Consider the following 17,953-nt stretch of genomic DNA (forward strand, 5'->3'; position numbering starts at 1 on the left):
GGCGATGGACAGACGAACCTTCACCACACTGGCCTTGACACTGGCCTTGGCGAGCGTCGCAACGCTGGCGCAGGCCGCGCGGTCGCAGGAGTTCGGCTCGGCCGAATTGATCGCGGCCGCGAAGGCCGAAGGCAAGCTCGTATTCTACACGGCGAATTTTGCCGAGATCGAGCAGCAGGTGATCAAGGCGTTCAACAAACGCTTTCCCGAGATCACGGTCGAGATGGTGCGCGCGCCCGGCGGGCAGCTCATCACCCGTGTGAAGACCGAAGCCGCGGCCGGCAAACTGATCGCCGACGTCGTCGATCACTCCGATCGCGCGCTGATGCAGCCGCTGGAGGATCTGTTCCAGGACTATGCGCCGCCGAACGCGGCCGATTACAGCAAGGACGCGCTGATCTCGCCGAAGCTGTGGCCACGCGCCACCATCGCCTGGTCGATCGGCTACAACACCGAGCTGGTGAAGGATCCGCCGAAATCGTGGATGGACCTGACCAAGCCGCAATATGACAAGCTGATCGGGCAGGTGTTCGCGCAGTCCGGCGGCACCACCTGGACCCGGATCATGTTCGAGCGCCAGGTGCTCGGCGAGGACTACTGGGCGAGGCAGGCCGCCACCCATCCGGTGCTGTATCCCTCCGGGGCGCCGACGGCCGACGCGCTGGTGCGCGGCGAGATCGCGATCGCGCCGCTGCTCTACAACGTGATCTACCAGAAGAAGAAGGACGGTGCGCCGATCGAGATTTTCTTTCCGCCCGAGGGCGCGCCGGTCAATCCCTATGCGAGCGGCATCCCGAAGACAGCCGCCCACCCCAATGCGGCGAAGCTGTTCTTGAACTGGTGCCTGTCGAAGGAAGGACAGACCTTCATGATCAAGGAGCTCGGCAATCTCACCTCCTTGAAGGAGCCGCCGGCCTTTCCGGAGGGGTTCGATCCCAAGGTGGTCAAGCTCTGGTACCCGAAGTTCGACGAGTATGTGAAGCTGCATGCGGCGTGGGTGGCGGAGTGGGACAAGACGTTCGGTTACCGGCAATAGGCTGATGGTGCAGCGATGACGGCAACGCTCGAGGTCAGCGATCTCAGGAAGCAGTTTGCGATCGGCCGCCCGGCGATCGATGGCGTCAGCTTTGGCGTGCCGGCCGGCGAGATCGTGGTGCTGCTCGGGCCGTCCGGTTGCGGCAAGACCACGACGCTGCGCTGCGTCGCGGGGCTCGAGCATCCGACCGATGGCGAGATCAGCATTTCCGGGCGGGTGGTGTCGTCACCGGCGCGCGGCATTCTCGTGCCGCCGCGCTTGCGCAACCTCGGCATGGTGTTCCAATCGTATGCGGTGTGGCCGCATATGACGGTGCGGCAGAATGTGATCTATCCGCTGAAGCACCGGACGATCGGGCGCACCGATGCCGCGCGCATGGTCGACGACGCGCTGGCGCTGGTCGGGCTGTCCGACTATGCCGACCGGCCGGTGGTGGCGCTCTCAGGCGGCCAGATGCAGCGCGTCGCGCTGGCACGCAGCATGGTGTACCGGCCGCAACTCTTGCTGCTTGACGAGCCGCTGTCGAATCTCGATGCCAAACTGCGCCTGCGGCTGCGCGACGACCTCCGCGTCATCCTCAAGCAGACCGGCATGACCGCGCTCTATGTCACCCATGATCAGGCCGAGGCGGTCGTGCTCGGCGATCGGATCGGCGTGATGCGCGACGGCAAGCTGTTGCAGATGGACACGCCCGACGTGATCTACAACCGTCCAGCCGATCTGTTCGTCGCCAATTTCACCGGCGCGACCAACGAGCTCGCCGGCACGCTGGTCGCGTGCAAAGGCGGCTATGGCGTGGTCGATTTCGGCGATGGCCGGCAGGGTGAGGTCGCGCTGTTCCAGGCGCTAAAGCCCGACGAGAAGGTGCGGGTGGCGCTGCGGCCCGAGAACATCGCGATCGGCCGGCCCGATGGCGCCAACACGTTTTCAGCGAAGGTGCTCGACCGGCGCTACCAGGGCACCCAGACCGCCTACGGCCTCGAGCTGTTCGGCAAACGGCTGGAGGCGATCGAGCTCGGCACCGCCGCGCGCCATCAGGTCGGCGTCGCGGCGCAGGTCGCGCTGCCGCGCGAATGCCTGTGGGCCTACCGTGACAATGGGCCGCCATCGCATGATTAGTGGCGCCGCGGGACGCAGTTAATATTTCCTGAACGCGACGCAATCGATTCAATTTTAGCGATCTGGACCCCGGTGCCTTTACGTCCATCCGATATGCTGCCGGTCGTATCGGGGGAGACCATGCAGTTCGGAAGATTCAGGTCTGGCGCCGCATCGATCTCCGATGCTGTCTATCTGGAGGTTATCGGCAATCTCTATGGGACCACGGTTCCGATCCTGATTGCAGGCGGTTGTCTGGCGATTGTCGGCGCGATCTCGGTCAGCGCGACCGGGGACCGCCTCTCCGCGGCGCTGACCATCGCTGGCGTCGTCGTCGCCGTGGTACGGCTGCTCGGCGTGCTCGCATTCCGGACCGAAACACGCCGCAGGCCGCTGCGCGACCGGGCTGAGGCCGTGGTCTGGGAATGGCGCTACGCGGTCGGCAGCGTCGCCGCGGCCTTGATCATCGGGTTGTTTGCCGGCCGGAGCCTGTTCGTCGGTGACGCAATCTGTCTGGTCATGGCGGTCGGCATTGCCTTTGGCTTCAGCGCCGGGATCGTGGCGCGGCTGTCGTTGCGGCCGTTGGTGGCGATCCTGGATTTCGCGGCGGTGGGTCTACCTGCGGTCGTCGCGAGCTTCATGAAGGGGTCGGATGTGCCGCATGTCGCGCTCAGCGTCATGTTCCTGGTCTTCATCGTCGCGGGCGTCGAGATGGTTCGTCTGTCCTACGACAACACGCTGAACCAGATGTCGCTGAAGCGGAAGTTCGAGCAGCTCGCGCGGCTGGACCCCATGACCGGCCTGCTCAACCGCTCGGTGCTTGCCACCGACCTCGCCGGGATCATCGCGCAACGCGGCAGCGCGATGGTCGCGGTCCACGCCATCGATCTCGATCATTTCAAAGCAGCCAATGACCGCTTTGGCCATCCGGTCGGCGATGCCCTGCTGCGGCAGGTGGCGGCAAGGTTGTCGTCGCTTGCCGGCCGATCCGATCTCGTCGTCCGTATGGGCGGCGATGAATTCATTCTGCTGCAGGGCGCGCCGCAGTCCCGCGGCGATGCCGAAGCCATGGCGCAGCGAATCTTCGACACGGTCAGCGCGCCCTATCAGGTAGGCGATCATGAGATCGTCATCGGGGCCAGCATCGGCATTGCCCTGTCGCCGGACCACGGCAGGACGGTTGAGGCGCTGCTGTCCCGGTCCGACGCGGCGCTGTATCGGGCGAAGGAGCGTCGCGGCGGCTACGTCTTCGCGGCCGAGCCGGCACGCGTCGATGACGATCGCAGCCGCCAGCGCGCCGCCTGACGTCCTTGGAATGATGCAAACCAAAATCTACTGCAGCGCCATTCCCGAGGTCTTGATCACGGTCGTCAGCTTCTGCTGATCGGCCTTCATCAGCGCGGCGAGCTCATCGAGCGACATCGGCTTGCCCGGAATGTTGGCGAGCGACAGCTGGCGCTGCACGTCGGGATTCTGCAACGCCTTGTTGATCGCCGCGTTGATCTTCGCAAGCAGCGGCGCCGGCGTCGCGGCCGGCACGTAGATGCCGTACCAGGGAACGTAGGCGGCCTCGGCAAAGCCGGCTTCCGCGATGGTCGGGACGTCGGGCAGGTCGGGGACGCGCTTGTCGGTGAAGACCGCGAGCGGCTTGACGCTGCCGGCCTTGATGTGCGGCAGCGCGAGCTCGAGCGAGACGATCTCGAAATGCATCAGGTTGGTCATCAGGTCGATCAGCGCTTGCGGCTGGCCCTTGTAGCCGACATTGGTAAGCTTGATGCCGGCGGCCTGAAACAGTTTTTGCGCACTGAGGTCGATCGACGATCCGGTGCCGGGATTGCCGAAATTGAACTCTCCGGGCTGCTTGCGGGCCAGCTCGACGAATTCACCGATGCTCATCACCGGCATCGACGGGTGCACTAGCGCCACGCTCTGATTCCACACCGCGAGGCCGACGCACCTGAAATCCCTTGCCGCGTTCCAGCCGGCGTCCTTGTAGAGATCCGGGTTGACCAGCAGCGCGGGGCCGGTGACGACCCAGGTGTAGCCATCCGGCTCGCTGCGTGCGACGGCTGATGTGCCGATATTGCTGTTGCCGCCGGGCCGTGCCTCCACCACGACGGTCTGCTTCCAGTCGCGGCCGACCTGCTCGGTCACGGCGCGCGCGACGATATCGACGATGCCGCCGGCAGGGTAGGGCACGATGATGTGGATCGGCCGGCTCGGATAATTGTCCTGCGCGTTGGCGCCGGCGCTAACCAGCAGGCCGGATGCGATGGTCGCGAGCAGTCGAATGGCGGTTGCGATGCCGCGCATATCCCCCTCCCCATATCTGCCGCATCGTCTGCGTGATGCGTACCTTTAATGCGTGATCTCTTCGGAAAACCGCTTCACACTTTTCCGGATCATGCCCTAGTCGTTGGCCACCAGCGAGCGGATGCTGCGGGCGAGCCCGAGCATGCGCGGCCCGCATTCGCGCTCGATCTGCTCGGCGCTGAAGCGGAACGAGGGGATGCCGCAATTGACCGACAGGCACTCGCCGGCGGGCGTGCGATAGAGCGGGGCGGCGACGCCGAAGATCTCGCGTCGCCATTCGCCGAGCGAGACCGCGAAGCCGCGCTCGTTGCAGAGCTCGACGTCCGGCAGCGTGCGCCGTTCGACGTAGTCGAGCTCCTCTGGGCGCTCGGCCTTCACGCGCGCGACATAGGCGTCGAGTTCGTCCTTCGTGAACAGCGACAGCAAAGCGCGCCCGACCGCAGTCGGCGCCAGCGAGGAGACAAAGCCGACGTCAGGCACGTGCGGCACCGCGTCCGTCGTGCGCAGCGTTTCGACATAGATGAAGTCGAGCCCGAACGGCATCGCGATCGACACCGTGCCGCCGGTATAGGCAGCGAAATCGCGCATCAGCGGACGCGCGAGCTGGCGGACCTTCAGCGACGACAGCACCGGATAGGCGGCGGCAAGCACGCCGAGCCCGAGCACGAAGCGGCCCTTGGCGTCGCGCCTGAGATAGCCGAGTTGCTCCAGCGTGTAGGTCAGGCGCGAAACGGTCGGCCGCGACAGGCCGGTGTGCTCGGCAAGCTCCGCATTCGAGAGCGGGCCGGTGTGGTTGCGGAAGGCGGCCAGCAGATCGAGCCCGTGCGCCAGGGTGGTCGCAAAGGAGGGATCCGCCTGGGATTCGAGAGAGGACAATGCCGTCATACGAAATAATGGTCCAGAACAGATAGAGATGTCAATATATCGAAATGAATTTGCAAATCGTTTCGATGTGGGTTTATCTCCCGGCCAAAAGACGGGAGGCGGCATGGATTTCGATCTGTCCAAACGGTCGGAACGCTGGCGGCAAGATCTGTTGGCCTTCTTCGAGAAGGCGGTGCTGCCGCGCCATCGCGTCTGGCTCGACCATGTCCGCGAGCACAGCGACACGCCGCCGTTCATGACCGAGCTGCAGCAACAGGCCCGTGCGGCGGGCCTGTGGAATCTCGGTCTGCCCGAATTGGCGGACGATGAACCGGGCACGCGCCTCTCCAATCTCGACTACGCGCCGCTGGCGGAGATCATGGGCCGGCTGTTCTGGGCGCCGGAGGTGTTCAACTGCCAGGCGCCCGACGTGCCGAACATGATCGCGTTACAGGCCTGCGCGACGCCGGCGCAGAAGAAGCGTTGGCTGGCGCCGCTGCTCAACGCCGAGACGCGCTCCGCCTTCGGCATGACCGAGCCCGATGTCGCCTCATCCGACGCCACCAACATCGCAACGCGGATGGTGCGCGACGGCGACCACTACACCATCAACGGCCGCAAATGGTTCATCACCGGTGCTGCGCATCCGCGCTGCAGCTTCCTGATCGTGATGGGCGTGACCGATGCCGGCGCCGAGCGCACCAGCCGGCATTCTTGCATCATCGTGCCGATGGATGCGCCCGGCGTGCGGCTGGTGCGGCGGCTGCGCTGGATGGGTTGCGAAGATCATACGGCGCCGATTGGCGAGCTGGTGTTCGACAATGTACGCGTGCCGGTCGAAAATCTGCTCGGCGCCGAGGGCGAGGGTTTCAAGGTCGCGCAGATCCGGCTCGGCCCGGCGCGCATCCACCATTGCATGCGCTCGATCGGGCTCTGCGAGCTGCTGATCGAGCTGATGATGGCGCGTGCCGCGGAGCGCAGTGCATTCGGGCGTACCGTGATCCAGTACGACACCGTCCAGCGCTGGATCGCTGAAGCCCGCGTCGAGCTGGAGCAGGCGCGGCTGCTCGCCTGGCGCTGCGCCTGGCGGCTCGATCAGGCCGGCCATCACGGCGCCTGGCGCGACGTCTCGCTGATCAAGGTTGCGGTGCCCGCGATGCTGCAAAAGATCGCCGACCGCGCGATGCAGGTGTTCGGGGCGATGGGCGGCTCAGACGATACGCCGATCCATCAGGCGCTGGCGTGGGGACGCCTGCTCCGGATCGGCGACGGGCCCGACGAGGTGCATTTGCGGCAGATCTTCCGGATGGAGCCGATGCCGGAATGGTCGATCGCTAATTCGCCCTATCTTGCTGCCCATCCCGCCTGAGCGGCGCTACAGTGTCCACCGAATGATCTTGAAACGAGGCGCCGTTCCGATGACGATGACCGAGCAAGCCCGAGACGCAAAGCCAGCCGCGATCGACAAGGAGCGGCTGCGCCTGAAATATCAGGAGGAGCGCAACAAGCGGCTGCGTCCCGACGGCAATGACCAGTATCTCCAGATCAAGGGCCAGCTCGCGCATTATCTCGAGGATCCCTACACGCCGGTGGTGGAGCGCGCGCCGAAGACCGATCACGTCACCTTCGCCTTCATCGGCGGTGGCTTTGCCGGGCTCGCCACTGCATCACGGCTGACCGAGGCCGGGGTCAAGGATGTCCGCATTGTCGAGAAGGGCGGCGATTTCGGCGGCACTTGGTACTGGAACCGGTATCCCGGCGCGCAGTGCGACACGGCGTCGATGGTCTACATGCCGCTGCTCGAAGAGACCGGCCACATGCCGTCGGAGAAATACGCGCATGCGCCCGAAATCCTGGCGCATTGCCAGCGCATCGGCCGGCAGTTCAATCTCTACGACAATGCATTGTTTCACACCGAGGTGACGAGCCTCGATTGGGACGCGGCGCAATCGCGCTGGATCGTCCGCACCACCAGGGGCGACGCCTTCACCGCGCAATATGTCGGAATCGGCACCGGCCCGCTGCATGTGCCGAAGCTGCCCGGCATTCCCGGCATCGAGCGCTTCAAGGGCCACTCGTTCCATACCAGCCGCTGGGATTACGACTACACCGGCGGCGATCCCAAGGGCGCGCTGATGGACAAGCTTGCCGACAAGCGCGTCGGCATCATCGGCACCGGCGCAACGTCGGTGCAGTGCATTCCGCACCTCGCGCGCGCCTGCAAGGAACTCTACGTGTTCCAGCGCACGCCGTCGTCGGTCGACGTGCGCGGCAATGGACCGATCGATCCGGACTGGTTCGCCGATATCGCAACGCCGGGCTGGCAACAGCGCTGGCTGGAGAATTTCACCGCCAACCAGGCCGGTGGATCGGCCGAGGAAGACCTGGTGCAGGACGGCTGGACCGACCTGTCGAAGCGGATCCGCGCCAAGGTGATGCTGCTGCCGCGCGAGCAGCGGACCGTGGAAAACATGCGGGCGGTCTTCGAGGATTCCGACTTCGAGAAGATGGAGGAGATCCGCAACCGGGTCGACGCCATCGTCGGCGACCCGGAGACGGCCAGAAACCTCAAGGCCTGGTACGGCCAGCTCTGCAAGCGGCCATGCTTCCATGACGCCTATCTTCAGGCGTTCAACACACCCGGCACGCATCTGATCGATACTGACGGCAAGGGTGTCGAGGAGATCACCGAGAACGGGATCGTGGTCGCGGGCAAGGAATACAAGCTCGACTGCATCATCTACGCGTCGGGCTTCGAGGTGGGGACCGAGTATCGCAGGCGCGCGGGCTTCGATCTGACCGGCCGCGACGGCTTGAAGCTGTCGGAGCATTGGGCCGCGGGCATGCGCACCAAGCACGGCATCCACGTGCATGGCTTCCCCAACGTGTTCTTCGTGCAGCCGACGCAGGGCGCCAACCTCATTTCCAACGTGCCGCACAACCTGACGGAAGCGGCGCGCACCATCGCCTTGATGGTCGCTCATGCGCGGGACAACGGCTTCACGGAAATCGAAGTCAGCAAGGAAGCCGAGGATCGCTGGGTCGAGCTGCTGCTGACGGCGGTCGGCCGAATGATCGGCGGGCCCGACTGCACGCCCGGCTATTACAACAACGAGGGACGCGAGCCCGGGCCTGCCGCCAAGCTCAATGTCGGCTATCCGGCGGGCGCGTTGGCCTACTTCAAATACATCGACGGCTGGCGCCGCAGCGGCCAGTTCGAAGGCGTGCAATTCCGCTGAGGGATGCGCGATCGGGACTGATTTTCTGCCAGATGAGGGAGTGCCTGAGTATGACCCAGACAACCGCAGGTGAGACGTCGCACGAAGTTCCGAAGGCGGCATCCGCGCCGGTCATCGCGCAGCATGAAGCAACGCTGAAAGCGCTGCCGTTCGCCGATACCAGGGATTTCGACGATGCCGCGCGCGGCTTCCTCGGCACCATCGAGAACGCGCGCGTCACCTCGGCCCAGGGCAGGGTGGTCTGGAGCCTCGAGCCTTACGGCTTCCTCTCCGACGAGAAGGCGCCTGCGACCGTCGATCCGAGCCTGTGGCGGCAATCGCGGCTCAACATGCATCACGGCCTGTTCGAGGTGGTGCCGGGCGTCTACCAGGTGCGCGGGCTCGACATCGCCAACATGACGCTGATCGAGGGCGAGAAGGGCGTCATCGTGGTCGACACCCTGACCTCGATCGAGGGCGCACGCGCCGCGATGGAGCTGTATTTCCAGCATCGCGGCAAGCGGCCGGTCGCCGCCGTGATCTTCACCCATACCCACACCGACCATTGGGGCGGCGCGCGCGGCGTGCTCGACGACGCCATGCTGGCGGCCGGCGTGCCGATCATCGCGCCGAACTTCTTCATGGAGCACGCGGTCTCCGAGAACATCATCGCAGGGCCGGCGATGCTGCGCCGCGCGCAATACCAGTTCGGACCGTTCCTTGCCAAGGGCGTGCGCGGCCAGGTCGATTGCGGCTTGGGCAAGACAATGGCGGCGGGCGGTGTGGCGCTGCTGCGGCCGACCGATCTGATCATCGCGACCGGCGACAAGCGCGTGATCGACGGCGTCGAGTTCGAATTCCAGATGGCGCCGAACAGCGAAGCGCCGGCCGAGATGCACTTCTTCATTCCGCGCTACAAACTCTTGAACCTCGCGGAGAACTGCACGCACAACTTCCACAACCTGCTGCCGTTCCGCGGCGCCGATGTACGCGATGCGCTGGCTTGGTCGAAATATCTCGGCGAGGCGTTGCAGATGTGGGGCGGCAAGGCCGAGGCGATGTGCGGCCAGCATCATTGGCCGGTGTGGGGGCGGGAGCGGATCGACACCATGATCCGCCAGCAGCGCGATCTCTATAAATACGCGCATGACCAGACCATCCGGCTGATGAACCACGGCCTCAATGCGGCCGAGATTGCCGAGACGATCCGGCTGCCCTCGAGCCTCGAAGGCGCCTGGCACGGCCGCGGCTATTACGGCCACATCAGGCACAATGTGAAGGCGATCTACCAGAAGTATCTCGGCTGGTACGACGCCAATCCGGTCAACCTCGATTCCTTGCCGCCGGTCGATGCCGGCAAGAAGTATGTCGAGTATATGGGCGGCGCCGACGCGATCCTGAAACGCGCCACCGCCGATTTCGCCAAGGGTGAATTCCGTTTTGTGGCGCAGGCGGTCAGCCACCTCGTGTTCGCCGAGCCTGATAATCAGGCGGCGCGCGCGTTGCTGGCCGACACGTTCGAGCAGCTCGGCTATGCCGCCGAGAGCTCGACCTGGCGCAACGCCTATCTGTTCGGCGCCCAGGAGCTGCGGCAGGGCATGCCGAAGACGCCGCCGCGCTCGCCGATGCCGCGCGAGACGCTGGCTGCACTCCGCACCGAGCAGCTCTGGGACGTGCTCGGCGTCCGCCTCAACGGCCCCAAGGCCGAAGGCAAGCGCATCGTGCTGAACTGGAATTTTACCGATACGGGCGAGAGCTTCGTGCTCAACCTCGAGAACTCGGCCCTGACCTACGTCAAGGGCGCGCAGGCCGCCGATGCGCACGCCAGCTTCACGCTGGCGCGCAGCGTGCTGGACGAGGTGATCGCCAAGCTGACCACGTTCCCGGACGCCGTCGGCGCCGGCAAGGTCAAGGTATCAGGCGAGCCGCTGCGGCTCGGCGAATTGATGATGCTGATGGACGAATTCCCGCGGATGTTCGAGATCGTCGAGCCGAAGCGGACAGTGGTGACGTAGTGCCGCGCGCAGAATTGCAACCGTCACCCTGAGGAGCGCGGAACGCGCGTCTCGAAGGGTCGACGGCCCGGCTGGTGGCCGTGCATCCTTCGAGGCTCGCTCCGCTCACACCTCAGAGCCTGACTGATAAATGGGGGTGAGTGATCCCAGCGAGGTGTGATTCCATCGGATTTGCAAAGATTCGAAGGAGATCACGATGCCCTGGACTGAAATCACTCGAAAGCAATATCGGCGGGACGACCTGCGTTATGCAAGCGATATGACAGATGCGGAATGGAGGCTGATCAGGCGCCTTCTGCCGCGAGCACACCGGCGTGGCCGACCGCGCCGAACCGATCTTCGTAGTGTTGTGGAGGCGGTTCTCTACATTCTATCGACAGGATGCCAGTGGCGGGCACTGCCGCAGGAGTTCCCACCCTATTCGACGGTGCAGGGTTATTTTTACGCGTGGCGAGATACGGGTCGATGGCAGAAGATCGCCAGCGTTCTTGTTCAGCGGGCGCGAAAAAAGCTGGGACGTGCTTCAAAGCCGACAGCTGCCGTGATCGACAGCCAAAGTGCGCCGACCACGCAGGCCGGCGGGCCTCGTGGCTACGACGCGGGGAAGCGCATCTACGGCCGCAAGCGGCACATTGTGACCGACACCAATGGCCTGCTCCTCGGAGTTCATGTGCATCCGGCCAACGTCCAGGACTGCCATGGTGCGGTACCGTTGCTGAAGATGGTACGGACGCAATTCCCTCGGCTGGGACACGTTTTTGCCGATCGGATCTATCGTGGGAAGCAGCTTCTCGACGCCCTCTCGGACTGCGGTCCATGGACCATCGAGATCGTCGAGCGGCCTCAAGGCGTCAAAGGCTTCCAGCTGCTGCCGCGCCGATGGGTTGTTGAACGGACATTCGCTTGGTTCGGCAGATGTCGACGTCTCGCCAAGGACTTCGAGGCCGCCACAGCCACCGAAGTCGCATGGTTACTCCTCGCCCACATCAGGCTCCTGACCCGCAGACTTGCCGCCGCTCATAGCGATTGACGGCATTATGAGTCAGACTCTCAGGATGACGGGACATTCAGATGTGGCCACGTCATTGCGAGGTGCAAAGCGACGAAGCAATCCATCCGTCGCGGGATCGAGCAACTCCGCCACCGTCACCCTGAGGAGCGCGTAGCGCGTCTCGAAGGGTCGACGGCCCGGCTGGTGGCCGATTCATCCTTCGAGGCTCGCTCCGCTCGCACCTCCAGCGACAAAAGGCGAAGCCTTTGCGCGGGGATGACGGTTCGATAGTTGGGCCTGTCAAATCCCGAGATACGCCGCCTGCACCTGCTTGTTGTTGGCGAGTTCAGCGCTTGTTCCCTGCATGATCACGTTGCCGCTTTCCAGCACATAGGCGCGCTGCACCAGCGACAGCGCGCGGCTGACATTCTGCTCGACCAAGAGGATCGCGGTGCCCATCTTGTGGATCTCGGCGATCTTCTCGAAGGTGACGTCGGTCATGACAGGCGCAAGGCCCAGCGAAGGCTCGTCCAGCATCAACAGGCGGGGCTTCAGCATCAGCCCGCGGCCGACCGCGACCATCTGCTGCTCGCCGCCGCTCATGGTGCCGGCGAGCTGTTTCCTGCGGTCGGCGAGCCGCGGGAAGATGCTGTAGACGAGCTCCATCGTGCGCCCGCGATCCGCCTTGGCCTTCGGCGTGTAGGCGCCGATCTCAAGATTTTCCTGTACCGTCATTTCCGGGAACACCTGGCGGCCTTCCGGGACATGCGCGATGCCGAGCTCGGGGATGCGGTAGGGCGGCAGCGTCGCGAGGTCGACGCCGTCGAAGGTGACCTTGCCGGCGAACAGTTTCACGAGGCCGGAGACGGCGCGCAGCGTCGTGCTCTTGCCAGCGCCGTTGGCCCCCAGCAGGCCGACGGCTTCGCCCTCGCCGATGGAGATGCTGACGTCGGTGATGGCGGGGACCGAGCCGTAGCTGGCGCTGACGCGGGAGAGCTCAAGCATGGGCGTCTCCCTGCGCCGGCGGATGCACGTAGGAGCCGAGATAGGCGCGGATCACTTCCGGATTCTCCACTATCTCCTTTGGCGTACCCTCGGCGATCTTCTGGCCGTGGTCGAGCACCACGATGTGACGGGCCACCGCCATGATCGCGCGCATCACGTGCTCGACGATCACGATTGTCAGGCCGCGCGCCGAGAGTTTCTTCACCAGCGCCACCGCCTGGTCGATCTCGGCCGGGTTGAGCCCGGCCATCACCTCGTCGAGCAGCAGGATCCGTGGCTGGGTCGCCAGCGCGCGGGCCATCTCCAGCCGGCGCTGGTCGATGGTGGTGAGATCCTTGGCCGGCGTCTGCTCCTTGGCGCCGAGGCCGACGAACTCGATCGCCTCAAGCGCCTTGTTGCGTGCGGCGGCGACATGGCGGTCACGCAGGAAGGCGCCGGTCATCACATTGGCGAGCACCGTCATCGCGCCGAACGGCTTCGCCACCTGGAAGGTGCGGGCGAGGCCGAGCGCGCAGACGTCGTGTGGCCGTAAGCCCACGACTTCGTGGCCGAAGGCGAGCACCGATCCGAAGTCCGGCCGATGAAATCCCGTGATCAAATGAAAGCTCGTGGTCTTGCCGGCGCCGTTCGGCCCGATCAGCGCGACCGTCTCGTTCTCCTGCACCGTGAAGCTGACGTCCTGCACCGCGCGCAGGCCGCCGAAGCGCTTGCTGAGACCCTTGATGACCAGTGCTTCCGCCATCGCAACGGCCCTCAGGCGCGCGCCGGCTTGCGCCGGACATAGCGGTGATAGATATCGGTCGCAAATCCGATCAGCCCGGTCGGCCGCCACAGGATCACCGCCATCAGGATCAGGCTGTAGACGGTGAGCTGGATGCCGCCGACCGAGCTGCCGAGCCAGCTTTGCAGCAGCGCGGAAGTTGTCTCCAGCAGCACGGTGCCGATCACCGGGCCCCACAACGTGCCGATGCCGCCGACGATCGAGACCAGCGCGGCCTCGATCGAGACGCTGAAGCTGAACGCGGTCGCGGGATCGATGAAGTAGATGTACTGGGTGTAGAAGGTGCCAGCGAGCGCGGTCAGGAACGCGCTGATCATGTAGATGTCGCGCTTGACCTTCGGTGCGTTGACGCCGATCGCCTCGGCCGCATCCTCATCCTCGCCGATCGCAACGAGGTAGTAGCCGATCCAGGATTTCTCGATTTGGTGTGTGATCCACAGGCCGACCACGAGCAGGCCAAGCACGACGTAGTAGTACGACGACTTCTCCTCGAACTGCATCATCAGCGGCGCGCTGCCGAGGTTCGGGATCGTGGTGCCTTCGGCGCCCCAGGCGAAGTCGCGGAACTTGAGGAAGATCAGCATCAGCACCTGGGCGGTCGCGATGGTGGCGATGGTGAAATAGGGGCCGCGCAGACGGAAGCAGAGCCAGCCGATCGGCAGGCTCGCCAGCATCGCGACCACGCCGCCCGCGATCATCCCGATCCAGGGCGAGATGCCGTAGTTCACCTGCATGATGGTCGAGGTGTAGGCGCCGAGCCCGAAATAGGCTGCGTGACCGAGCGACAGCTGCTTGGCATAGCCGCCCATCAGGTTCCAGGCGACGCCGATGAAGGAGAACAGCAGGATGCGGATGAAGATGTCGATCGCAAAAGACGAGGTGACGAGCTGGGGCAGGACGAGCATGACGGCGGCCCCGATAGCGAGCCACAGCCATTTCATGTTGCCGGAGGTCAGCATCAGCGGCCCCTCCTGGCGCCGAGCCCGCTCGGCCTGAAGGCAAGTGTCAACAGCAGCAGCGCGAACACCACGATCAGGCCTGAATCGGCGCCGACGAACTGGATACCGAGCGATTCCGCCACGCCCATCATCAGGCTCGCGACCAGCGCGCCCATCACATTGCCGAGCGTGCCCATCACGACGGCGACGAACGCCATCAGCACGAACACCTGGCCGACGAATGGATAGGCCGAATAGAACGGCATCAAGAGCGAGCCGGCGGCACCAGCGAGCGCCAGTGCAGTGCCGAACGCGACCGCGAACACACGGTTGGGATTGATCCCCATCAGCATCGCGACGTCGCGGTTCTGCGACGCCGCGCGCATGGCGCGGCCGAGATCGGTGGTGTGCAGGAACACCCAGAGCAGCCCGCTGAGCGCCATCGCGACCGCGAAGGCGATCAGTTTCGCCACCGGAATGTACAGCCCGCCGATGTGCCACGCTTCATCCGAATAGGAGGTATGGACGGTGCGGTAATTGGCGCTGAACAGCATCAGCGAGAGATTGAGCAGCAATAGCGACAGCGCAAAGGTCAGGAAGATCTGCGGCATGTCGTTCGGCCCGAGCACCCTGCGGATCAGGAAGTGCTGGATCAGGACGCCGGCGAGGAACAGCACCGGCATCGAGACCACCAGCGAGACCAGCGGATCGATGCCGAACTGAGTGGCGAGGAAGAACGAGATATACATCCCGATCATCACGAATTCGCCTTGGGCGAAGTTGACGATCTTGACCACGCCGAAGATCAGCGTGACGCCGATGCTGACCAGCGCGTAGATGCCGCCGATGAGCAGGCCGTTGATGACAGCCTGGGCCAATGTCTCCCACATGCGATGCGACCGCGGTTCAGGTCTTCATCAGCGGGGCGCGGGCGTCTTCCTTGGGGAAGATGCTGGCGAGATCGGCGTTCTGCCACTGCACGCCGACCGGACGGCCATAGACGTTCTTGCCGTCGGGGCCGAACTTCACCTTGCCGCCCGGGGCCATCGCCGCGTAACCCGAGGAGACGTCGAGTGTCGAGAGTGCCTCGCGCACCTTCTTCGGATCGGCGGAGGCGGCGCGCTCCAGCGCGTCGGCCAGCATGAAGGTCTGCGCGACCAGGCCGCCGGCATATTCGAACGCGAACTCGCCGGTGCGCTTCTTGAACTCGGCGTTGACCTTCTGCGCATCGTCGTTGACGTCGTGGTTCCAGTGCGCGACGCCCTGCAGGCCTTCGGCGGCCTTGCCGACATTCTTGTAGAAGTCCGGCATCACGAAGCCGCCCGAGCCGCCATTGATCGCGATGTTGAGCCCGACCTGCTTCACCGTGCGCACGATCAGGATGAGGTCGTTGAGATAGGACAGCGAGAACAGCGTGTTGGCGCCGGAGGCCTTGACCTTGTTGATCAGCGGGCTCGCATCGGTGAAGCCGGCCGAGTAGGGCTCGAACATCACGATCTCGACGCCTTCGCCGGGCGCCAGCTCCTTCAGCCCGTTCGAGGTCGAGGTGCCGAATGCGGTGTTCTCGAAGATGACGGCGACTTTGGCCTGGTCGCTGACGAGCTTGGCCATCTGCAACTGCGCCTTGGCGAATTGCGAGGCGCGCGCGAACGGCGTGAAGGTGTAGGTGCGTCCCTTGTTGAGCTGGTCGGAGCTCGATCCGGTGATGATCGGAACCCTGGCGCGCTCGCAGACTTCGCTTGCGATCAGGGTCAGCGCGCTGGCGTAGCAGCCATGGATCGCCGACAGCTTGTTGCCGGTGATGAGCCGGTCGGTCTCGGTGCGTGTCACCGTGGTGTCGCTCTGCACGTCGGAGACGATGAGGTTGAGCTTGGCGCCGCCGAGCGACTTGATGCCGCCGTCTTCGTTGACCATGTCGACCGCGAGCTTGGCTGCTGCGACGCAGCCGACGCCGATCTGCGCCATGCTGCCGGTGCTCGGATAGAGCGCGCCGATATTGATCGGGTCGGCGGCCCAGCCGCGCAGCGGGACGGCGCCGAATGCGCCAGCCGCGAGCACGCCGCCGGTTTTGACCAGGAACTTGCGGCGGTTCAGCTTTGTCCGTGAGGCCTTGGTCGGCGCGGCATTATTAATGGCCGACGGCTTGCGGTCCCCTGTCATGGCGCTCCCCCTGTGCGACGGCGGCACGGTTGCTCCGTCCCGCGCGCTTATTATTTTTTTGCTCAAGCGGGGCGCATAAGAGCACGTAATCCGGCAATCGCAAAGGCGACATCGGCCGGGTTCACGGGGAAAACGCGTTGCGGCTGGTGCGTCGCAGCAATCGCGCGACGCGCGCATTTGAGCCGCTTCGCTGCATGAGAGTTGCCGCCGGATGCGACGGTATTATTGACAATCGAATGACCGACCGACCGGCGCAGAGGGGTGCCGGCCGGTCCGCCGGATCATTCGATCGGCCGCTGCAACGGCTATTCCGCGCTCGACACCAGCTTGAAGCGCGGCTTGGCTTCCATCAGGCTGCGATAAGCGGCGAGATAGTCGAGCGCCATGCGGCGCGCGGTGAAGCGGGTCTCGAACTGCTTGCGGATGGCGTCGCGGTTGAGCGTCGAAAGCCGGCCGACCGAGGAGATCGCGCTGATCTCGTCCTCGACGATGAAGCCGGTCAGGCCATCCTCGATGATCTCGGGCACCGAGCCGCGGTTATAGGCGATGACGGGCGTGCCGCAGGCCATCGCTTCGATCATCACGAGGCCGAACGGCTCGGGCCAGTCGATTGGAACCAGCAGCCCGATCGCGCCGCTGAGAAAATGCGACTTCTCGCGGTCGCTGATCTCGCCGATGAACTCGATCAGCGGATTGTTGGTGATCAGCGGCTTGATCAACTCGTCGTAATATTCCTGGTCGGCGCGATCGACCTTGGCTGCGATCTTCAGCGGAATGCCGCAGCGGGTCGCGATCTTGATCGCGCGATCGACGCCTTTCTCCGGCGCGATGCGCCCGAGCACGGCGAGATAGGATTGCTTGGCCGGTTGCGGCGTCAGCAAATTCTCCGGCAGGCCGTGATGGATGGTGCGCACCCAGTGCGCCTGCGGTACCGGCCGCCGCTGGGCATTGGAGATCGAGATCACCGGGATCTTGGAGAAGGTGTTGAAGACGGGCTGGTGCTCCGGCAGGTCGAGCCGTCCGTGCAGCGTGGTCACGAACGGCGTCGGCTGCCGCGAGAACGCCGACCACGGATAGTAGTCGAGATGGAAATGCAGGAAGTCGAACTCGTCGTCGTCGGCTTTCTGCCGGACGCGCTCCAGCATCACCATGTGCAGCGCATTGGGGTCGCGGACGGAACCGTCGAGCCGCAGTGCCTTCGGCCAGGTCGCATCGAGCTTCGCGGAGGTCTGTGAGTCGCCGCTGGCGAACAACGTCACGTCATGTCCAAGTGTTACAAGTTCTTCGGTCAGCCAGTGCACGACCCGTTCGGTGCCGCCGTAGAGCTTGGGGGGAACAGCCTCCGTCAGCGGGGCAACCTGCGCGATGCGCATTTCTCCGTCTCCTGTTTTGTGGTGTGGATGGCCCTCAGCCCTCTGATGGCAGCGACATGCCAATGACGGGAACGTTCTCGCACGTGCGAGGTTCCTTAGGTGTGGGAGATCTGCCGCTTCTTTCTTCCATCACACTGTGGTCTTGCTGATGCCATCTCGCT

At 64.6% G+C, this 17,953-nt stretch carries 15 protein-coding genes; 7 read left to right on the forward strand and 8 right to left on the reverse strand.

Features of this window, described 5'->3' with window-relative positions; translation table 11 throughout:
• Positions 1-4 precede the first annotated feature (4 nt).
• The 3 genes from AAFG13_RS39450 (at position 5) to AAFG13_RS39460 (ending at position 3,439) form a co-directional block, all read left to right on the forward strand.
• A complete protein-coding gene (locus AAFG13_RS39450) occupies positions 5-1,036 on the forward strand; it encodes an extracellular solute-binding protein (RefSeq protein WP_342710339.1) in 1,032 nt (343 codons plus the stop codon).
• Positions 1,037-1,051: 15 nt separating this feature from the next.
• Positions 1,052-2,155, forward strand: a complete 1,104-nt coding sequence (locus tag AAFG13_RS39455) for an ABC transporter ATP-binding protein (protein WP_342710340.1) — start codon at positions 1,052-1,054, stop codon at positions 2,153-2,155.
• 120 nt (positions 2,156-2,275) lie between these two features.
• Entirely contained in the window at positions 2,276-3,439 is a 1,164-nt protein-coding gene (locus AAFG13_RS39460; RefSeq protein WP_212311320.1) for a GGDEF domain-containing protein, read from the forward strand.
• 27 nt (positions 3,440-3,466) lie between these two features.
• Here AAFG13_RS39460 and AAFG13_RS39465 read toward each other — a convergent pair whose 3' ends face one another.
• Both AAFG13_RS39465 and AAFG13_RS39470 read right to left on the reverse strand, forming a co-directional pair.
• Positions 3,467-4,447 carry a tripartite tricarboxylate transporter substrate-binding protein gene (locus tag AAFG13_RS39465; RefSeq protein WP_212311319.1) on the reverse strand — a complete coding sequence of 327 codons (981 nt, stop codon included), beginning with the start codon at positions 4,445-4,447 and terminating at the stop codon, positions 3,467-3,469.
• Between the two features lie 96 nt (positions 4,448-4,543).
• On the reverse strand, positions 4,544-5,332 hold the full coding sequence (locus AAFG13_RS39470; protein ID WP_342710341.1) for an IclR family transcriptional regulator: 789 nt from the start codon (positions 5,330-5,332) through the stop codon (positions 4,544-4,546).
• A gap of 103 nt (positions 5,333-5,435) precedes the next feature.
• Between AAFG13_RS39470 and AAFG13_RS39475 the strand changes: the two genes are divergently transcribed.
• The 4 genes from AAFG13_RS39475 to AAFG13_RS39490 all read left to right on the forward strand — a co-directional run bounded on the left by AAFG13_RS39475 (position 5,436) and on the right by AAFG13_RS39490 (position 11,574).
• Positions 5,436-6,680 carry an acyl-CoA dehydrogenase family protein gene (locus tag AAFG13_RS39475; protein ID WP_342710342.1) on the forward strand — a complete coding sequence of 415 codons (1,245 nt, stop codon included), beginning with the start codon at positions 5,436-5,438 and terminating at the stop codon, positions 6,678-6,680.
• A gap of 49 nt (positions 6,681-6,729) precedes the next feature.
• On the forward strand, positions 6,730-8,550 hold the full coding sequence (locus tag AAFG13_RS39480; protein WP_342710343.1) for an NAD(P)/FAD-dependent oxidoreductase: 1,821 nt from the start codon (positions 6,730-6,732) through the stop codon (positions 8,548-8,550).
• Between the two features lie 50 nt (positions 8,551-8,600).
• Complete coding sequence (locus tag AAFG13_RS39485) at positions 8,601-10,544, forward strand: alkyl sulfatase dimerization domain-containing protein (protein WP_342710344.1); 1,944 nt, start codon at positions 8,601-8,603, stop codon at positions 10,542-10,544.
• Between the two features lie 196 nt (positions 10,545-10,740).
• Positions 10,741-11,574 (forward strand): IS5 family transposase, encoded by an 834-nt coding sequence (locus AAFG13_RS39490; RefSeq protein ID WP_342708636.1) that lies wholly within the window; start codon positions 10,741-10,743, stop codon positions 11,572-11,574.
• 261 nt (positions 11,575-11,835) lie between these two features.
• On the opposite strand, the gene AAFG13_RS39495 is transcribed toward AAFG13_RS39490, so the two are convergent.
• The 6 genes from AAFG13_RS39495 to AAFG13_RS39520 all read right to left on the reverse strand — a co-directional run bounded on the left by AAFG13_RS39495 (position 11,836) and on the right by AAFG13_RS39520 (position 17,792).
• On the reverse strand, positions 11,836-12,540 hold the full coding sequence (locus tag AAFG13_RS39495) for an ABC transporter ATP-binding protein (RefSeq protein WP_212311314.1): 705 nt from the start codon (positions 12,538-12,540) through the stop codon (positions 11,836-11,838).
• On the reverse strand, positions 12,533-13,282 hold the full coding sequence (locus AAFG13_RS39500) for an ABC transporter ATP-binding protein (RefSeq protein ID WP_212311313.1): 750 nt from the start codon (positions 13,280-13,282) through the stop codon (positions 12,533-12,535). The genes AAFG13_RS39495 and AAFG13_RS39500 overlap by 8 nt, the downstream gene beginning before the upstream one ends.
• An 11-nt stretch (positions 13,283-13,293) precedes the next feature.
• Complete coding sequence (locus tag AAFG13_RS39505; RefSeq protein ID WP_212311312.1) at positions 13,294-14,280, reverse strand: branched-chain amino acid ABC transporter permease; 987 nt, start codon at positions 14,278-14,280, stop codon at positions 13,294-13,296.
• On the reverse strand, positions 14,280-15,149 hold the full coding sequence (locus AAFG13_RS39510; protein ID WP_092124918.1) for a branched-chain amino acid ABC transporter permease: 870 nt from the start codon (positions 15,147-15,149) through the stop codon (positions 14,280-14,282). The genes AAFG13_RS39505 and AAFG13_RS39510 overlap by 1 nt, the downstream gene beginning before the upstream one ends.
• Before the next feature lie 16 nt (positions 15,150-15,165).
• Positions 15,166-16,419, reverse strand: a complete 1,254-nt coding sequence (locus AAFG13_RS39515) for an ABC transporter substrate-binding protein (RefSeq protein ID WP_212311311.1) — start codon at positions 16,417-16,419, stop codon at positions 15,166-15,168.
• A gap of 305 nt (positions 16,420-16,724) precedes the next feature.
• Complete coding sequence (locus tag AAFG13_RS39520; RefSeq protein WP_342710345.1) at positions 16,725-17,792, reverse strand: glycosyltransferase family 4 protein; 1,068 nt, start codon at positions 17,790-17,792, stop codon at positions 16,725-16,727.
• Positions 17,793-17,953 lie beyond the last annotated feature (161 nt).

It is taken from the genome of Bradyrhizobium sp. B124 (assembly GCF_038967635.1).
GTDB lineage: Bacteria > Pseudomonadota > Alphaproteobacteria > Rhizobiales > Xanthobacteraceae > Bradyrhizobium.

Excerpts from the sequence above, each read along its gene's own strand:
- AAFG13_RS39450 (WP_342710339.1), top strand. The coding sequence starts at position 5 with ATGGACAGACGAACCTTCACCACACTGGCCTTGACACTGGCCTTGGCG.
- AAFG13_RS39455 (WP_342710340.1), top strand. The coding sequence starts at position 1,052 with ATGACGGCAACGCTCGAGGTCAGCGATCTCAGGAAGCAGTTTGCGATC.
- AAFG13_RS39460 (WP_212311320.1), top strand. The coding sequence starts at position 2,276 with ATGCAGTTCGGAAGATTCAGGTCTGGCGCCGCATCGATCTCCGATGCT.
- AAFG13_RS39465 (WP_212311319.1), bottom strand. The coding sequence starts at position 4,447 with ATGCGCGGCATCGCAACCGCCATTCGACTGCTCGCGACCATCGCATCC.
- AAFG13_RS39470 (WP_342710341.1), bottom strand. The coding sequence starts at position 5,332 with ATGACGGCATTGTCCTCTCTCGAATCCCAGGCGGATCCCTCCTTTGCG.
- AAFG13_RS39475 (WP_342710342.1), top strand. The coding sequence starts at position 5,436 with ATGGATTTCGATCTGTCCAAACGGTCGGAACGCTGGCGGCAAGATCTG.
- AAFG13_RS39480 (WP_342710343.1), top strand. The coding sequence starts at position 6,730 with ATGACGATGACCGAGCAAGCCCGAGACGCAAAGCCAGCCGCGATCGAC.
- AAFG13_RS39485 (WP_342710344.1), top strand. The coding sequence starts at position 8,601 with ATGACCCAGACAACCGCAGGTGAGACGTCGCACGAAGTTCCGAAGGCG.
- AAFG13_RS39490 (WP_342708636.1), top strand. The coding sequence starts at position 10,741 with ATGCCCTGGACTGAAATCACTCGAAAGCAATATCGGCGGGACGACCTG.
- AAFG13_RS39495 (WP_212311314.1), bottom strand. The coding sequence starts at position 12,540 with ATGCTTGAGCTCTCCCGCGTCAGCGCCAGCTACGGCTCGGTCCCCGCC.
- AAFG13_RS39500 (WP_212311313.1), bottom strand. The coding sequence starts at position 13,282 with ATGGCGGAAGCACTGGTCATCAAGGGTCTCAGCAAGCGCTTCGGCGGC.
- AAFG13_RS39505 (WP_212311312.1), bottom strand. The coding sequence starts at position 14,280 with ATGCTGACCTCCGGCAACATGAAATGGCTGTGGCTCGCTATCGGGGCC.
- AAFG13_RS39510 (WP_092124918.1), bottom strand. The coding sequence starts at position 15,149 with ATGTGGGAGACATTGGCCCAGGCTGTCATCAACGGCCTGCTCATCGGC.
- AAFG13_RS39515 (WP_212311311.1), bottom strand. The coding sequence starts at position 16,419 with ATGACAGGGGACCGCAAGCCGTCGGCCATTAATAATGCCGCGCCGACC.
- AAFG13_RS39520 (WP_342710345.1), bottom strand. The coding sequence starts at position 17,792 with ATGCGCATCGCGCAGGTTGCCCCGCTGACGGAGGCTGTTCCCCCCAAG.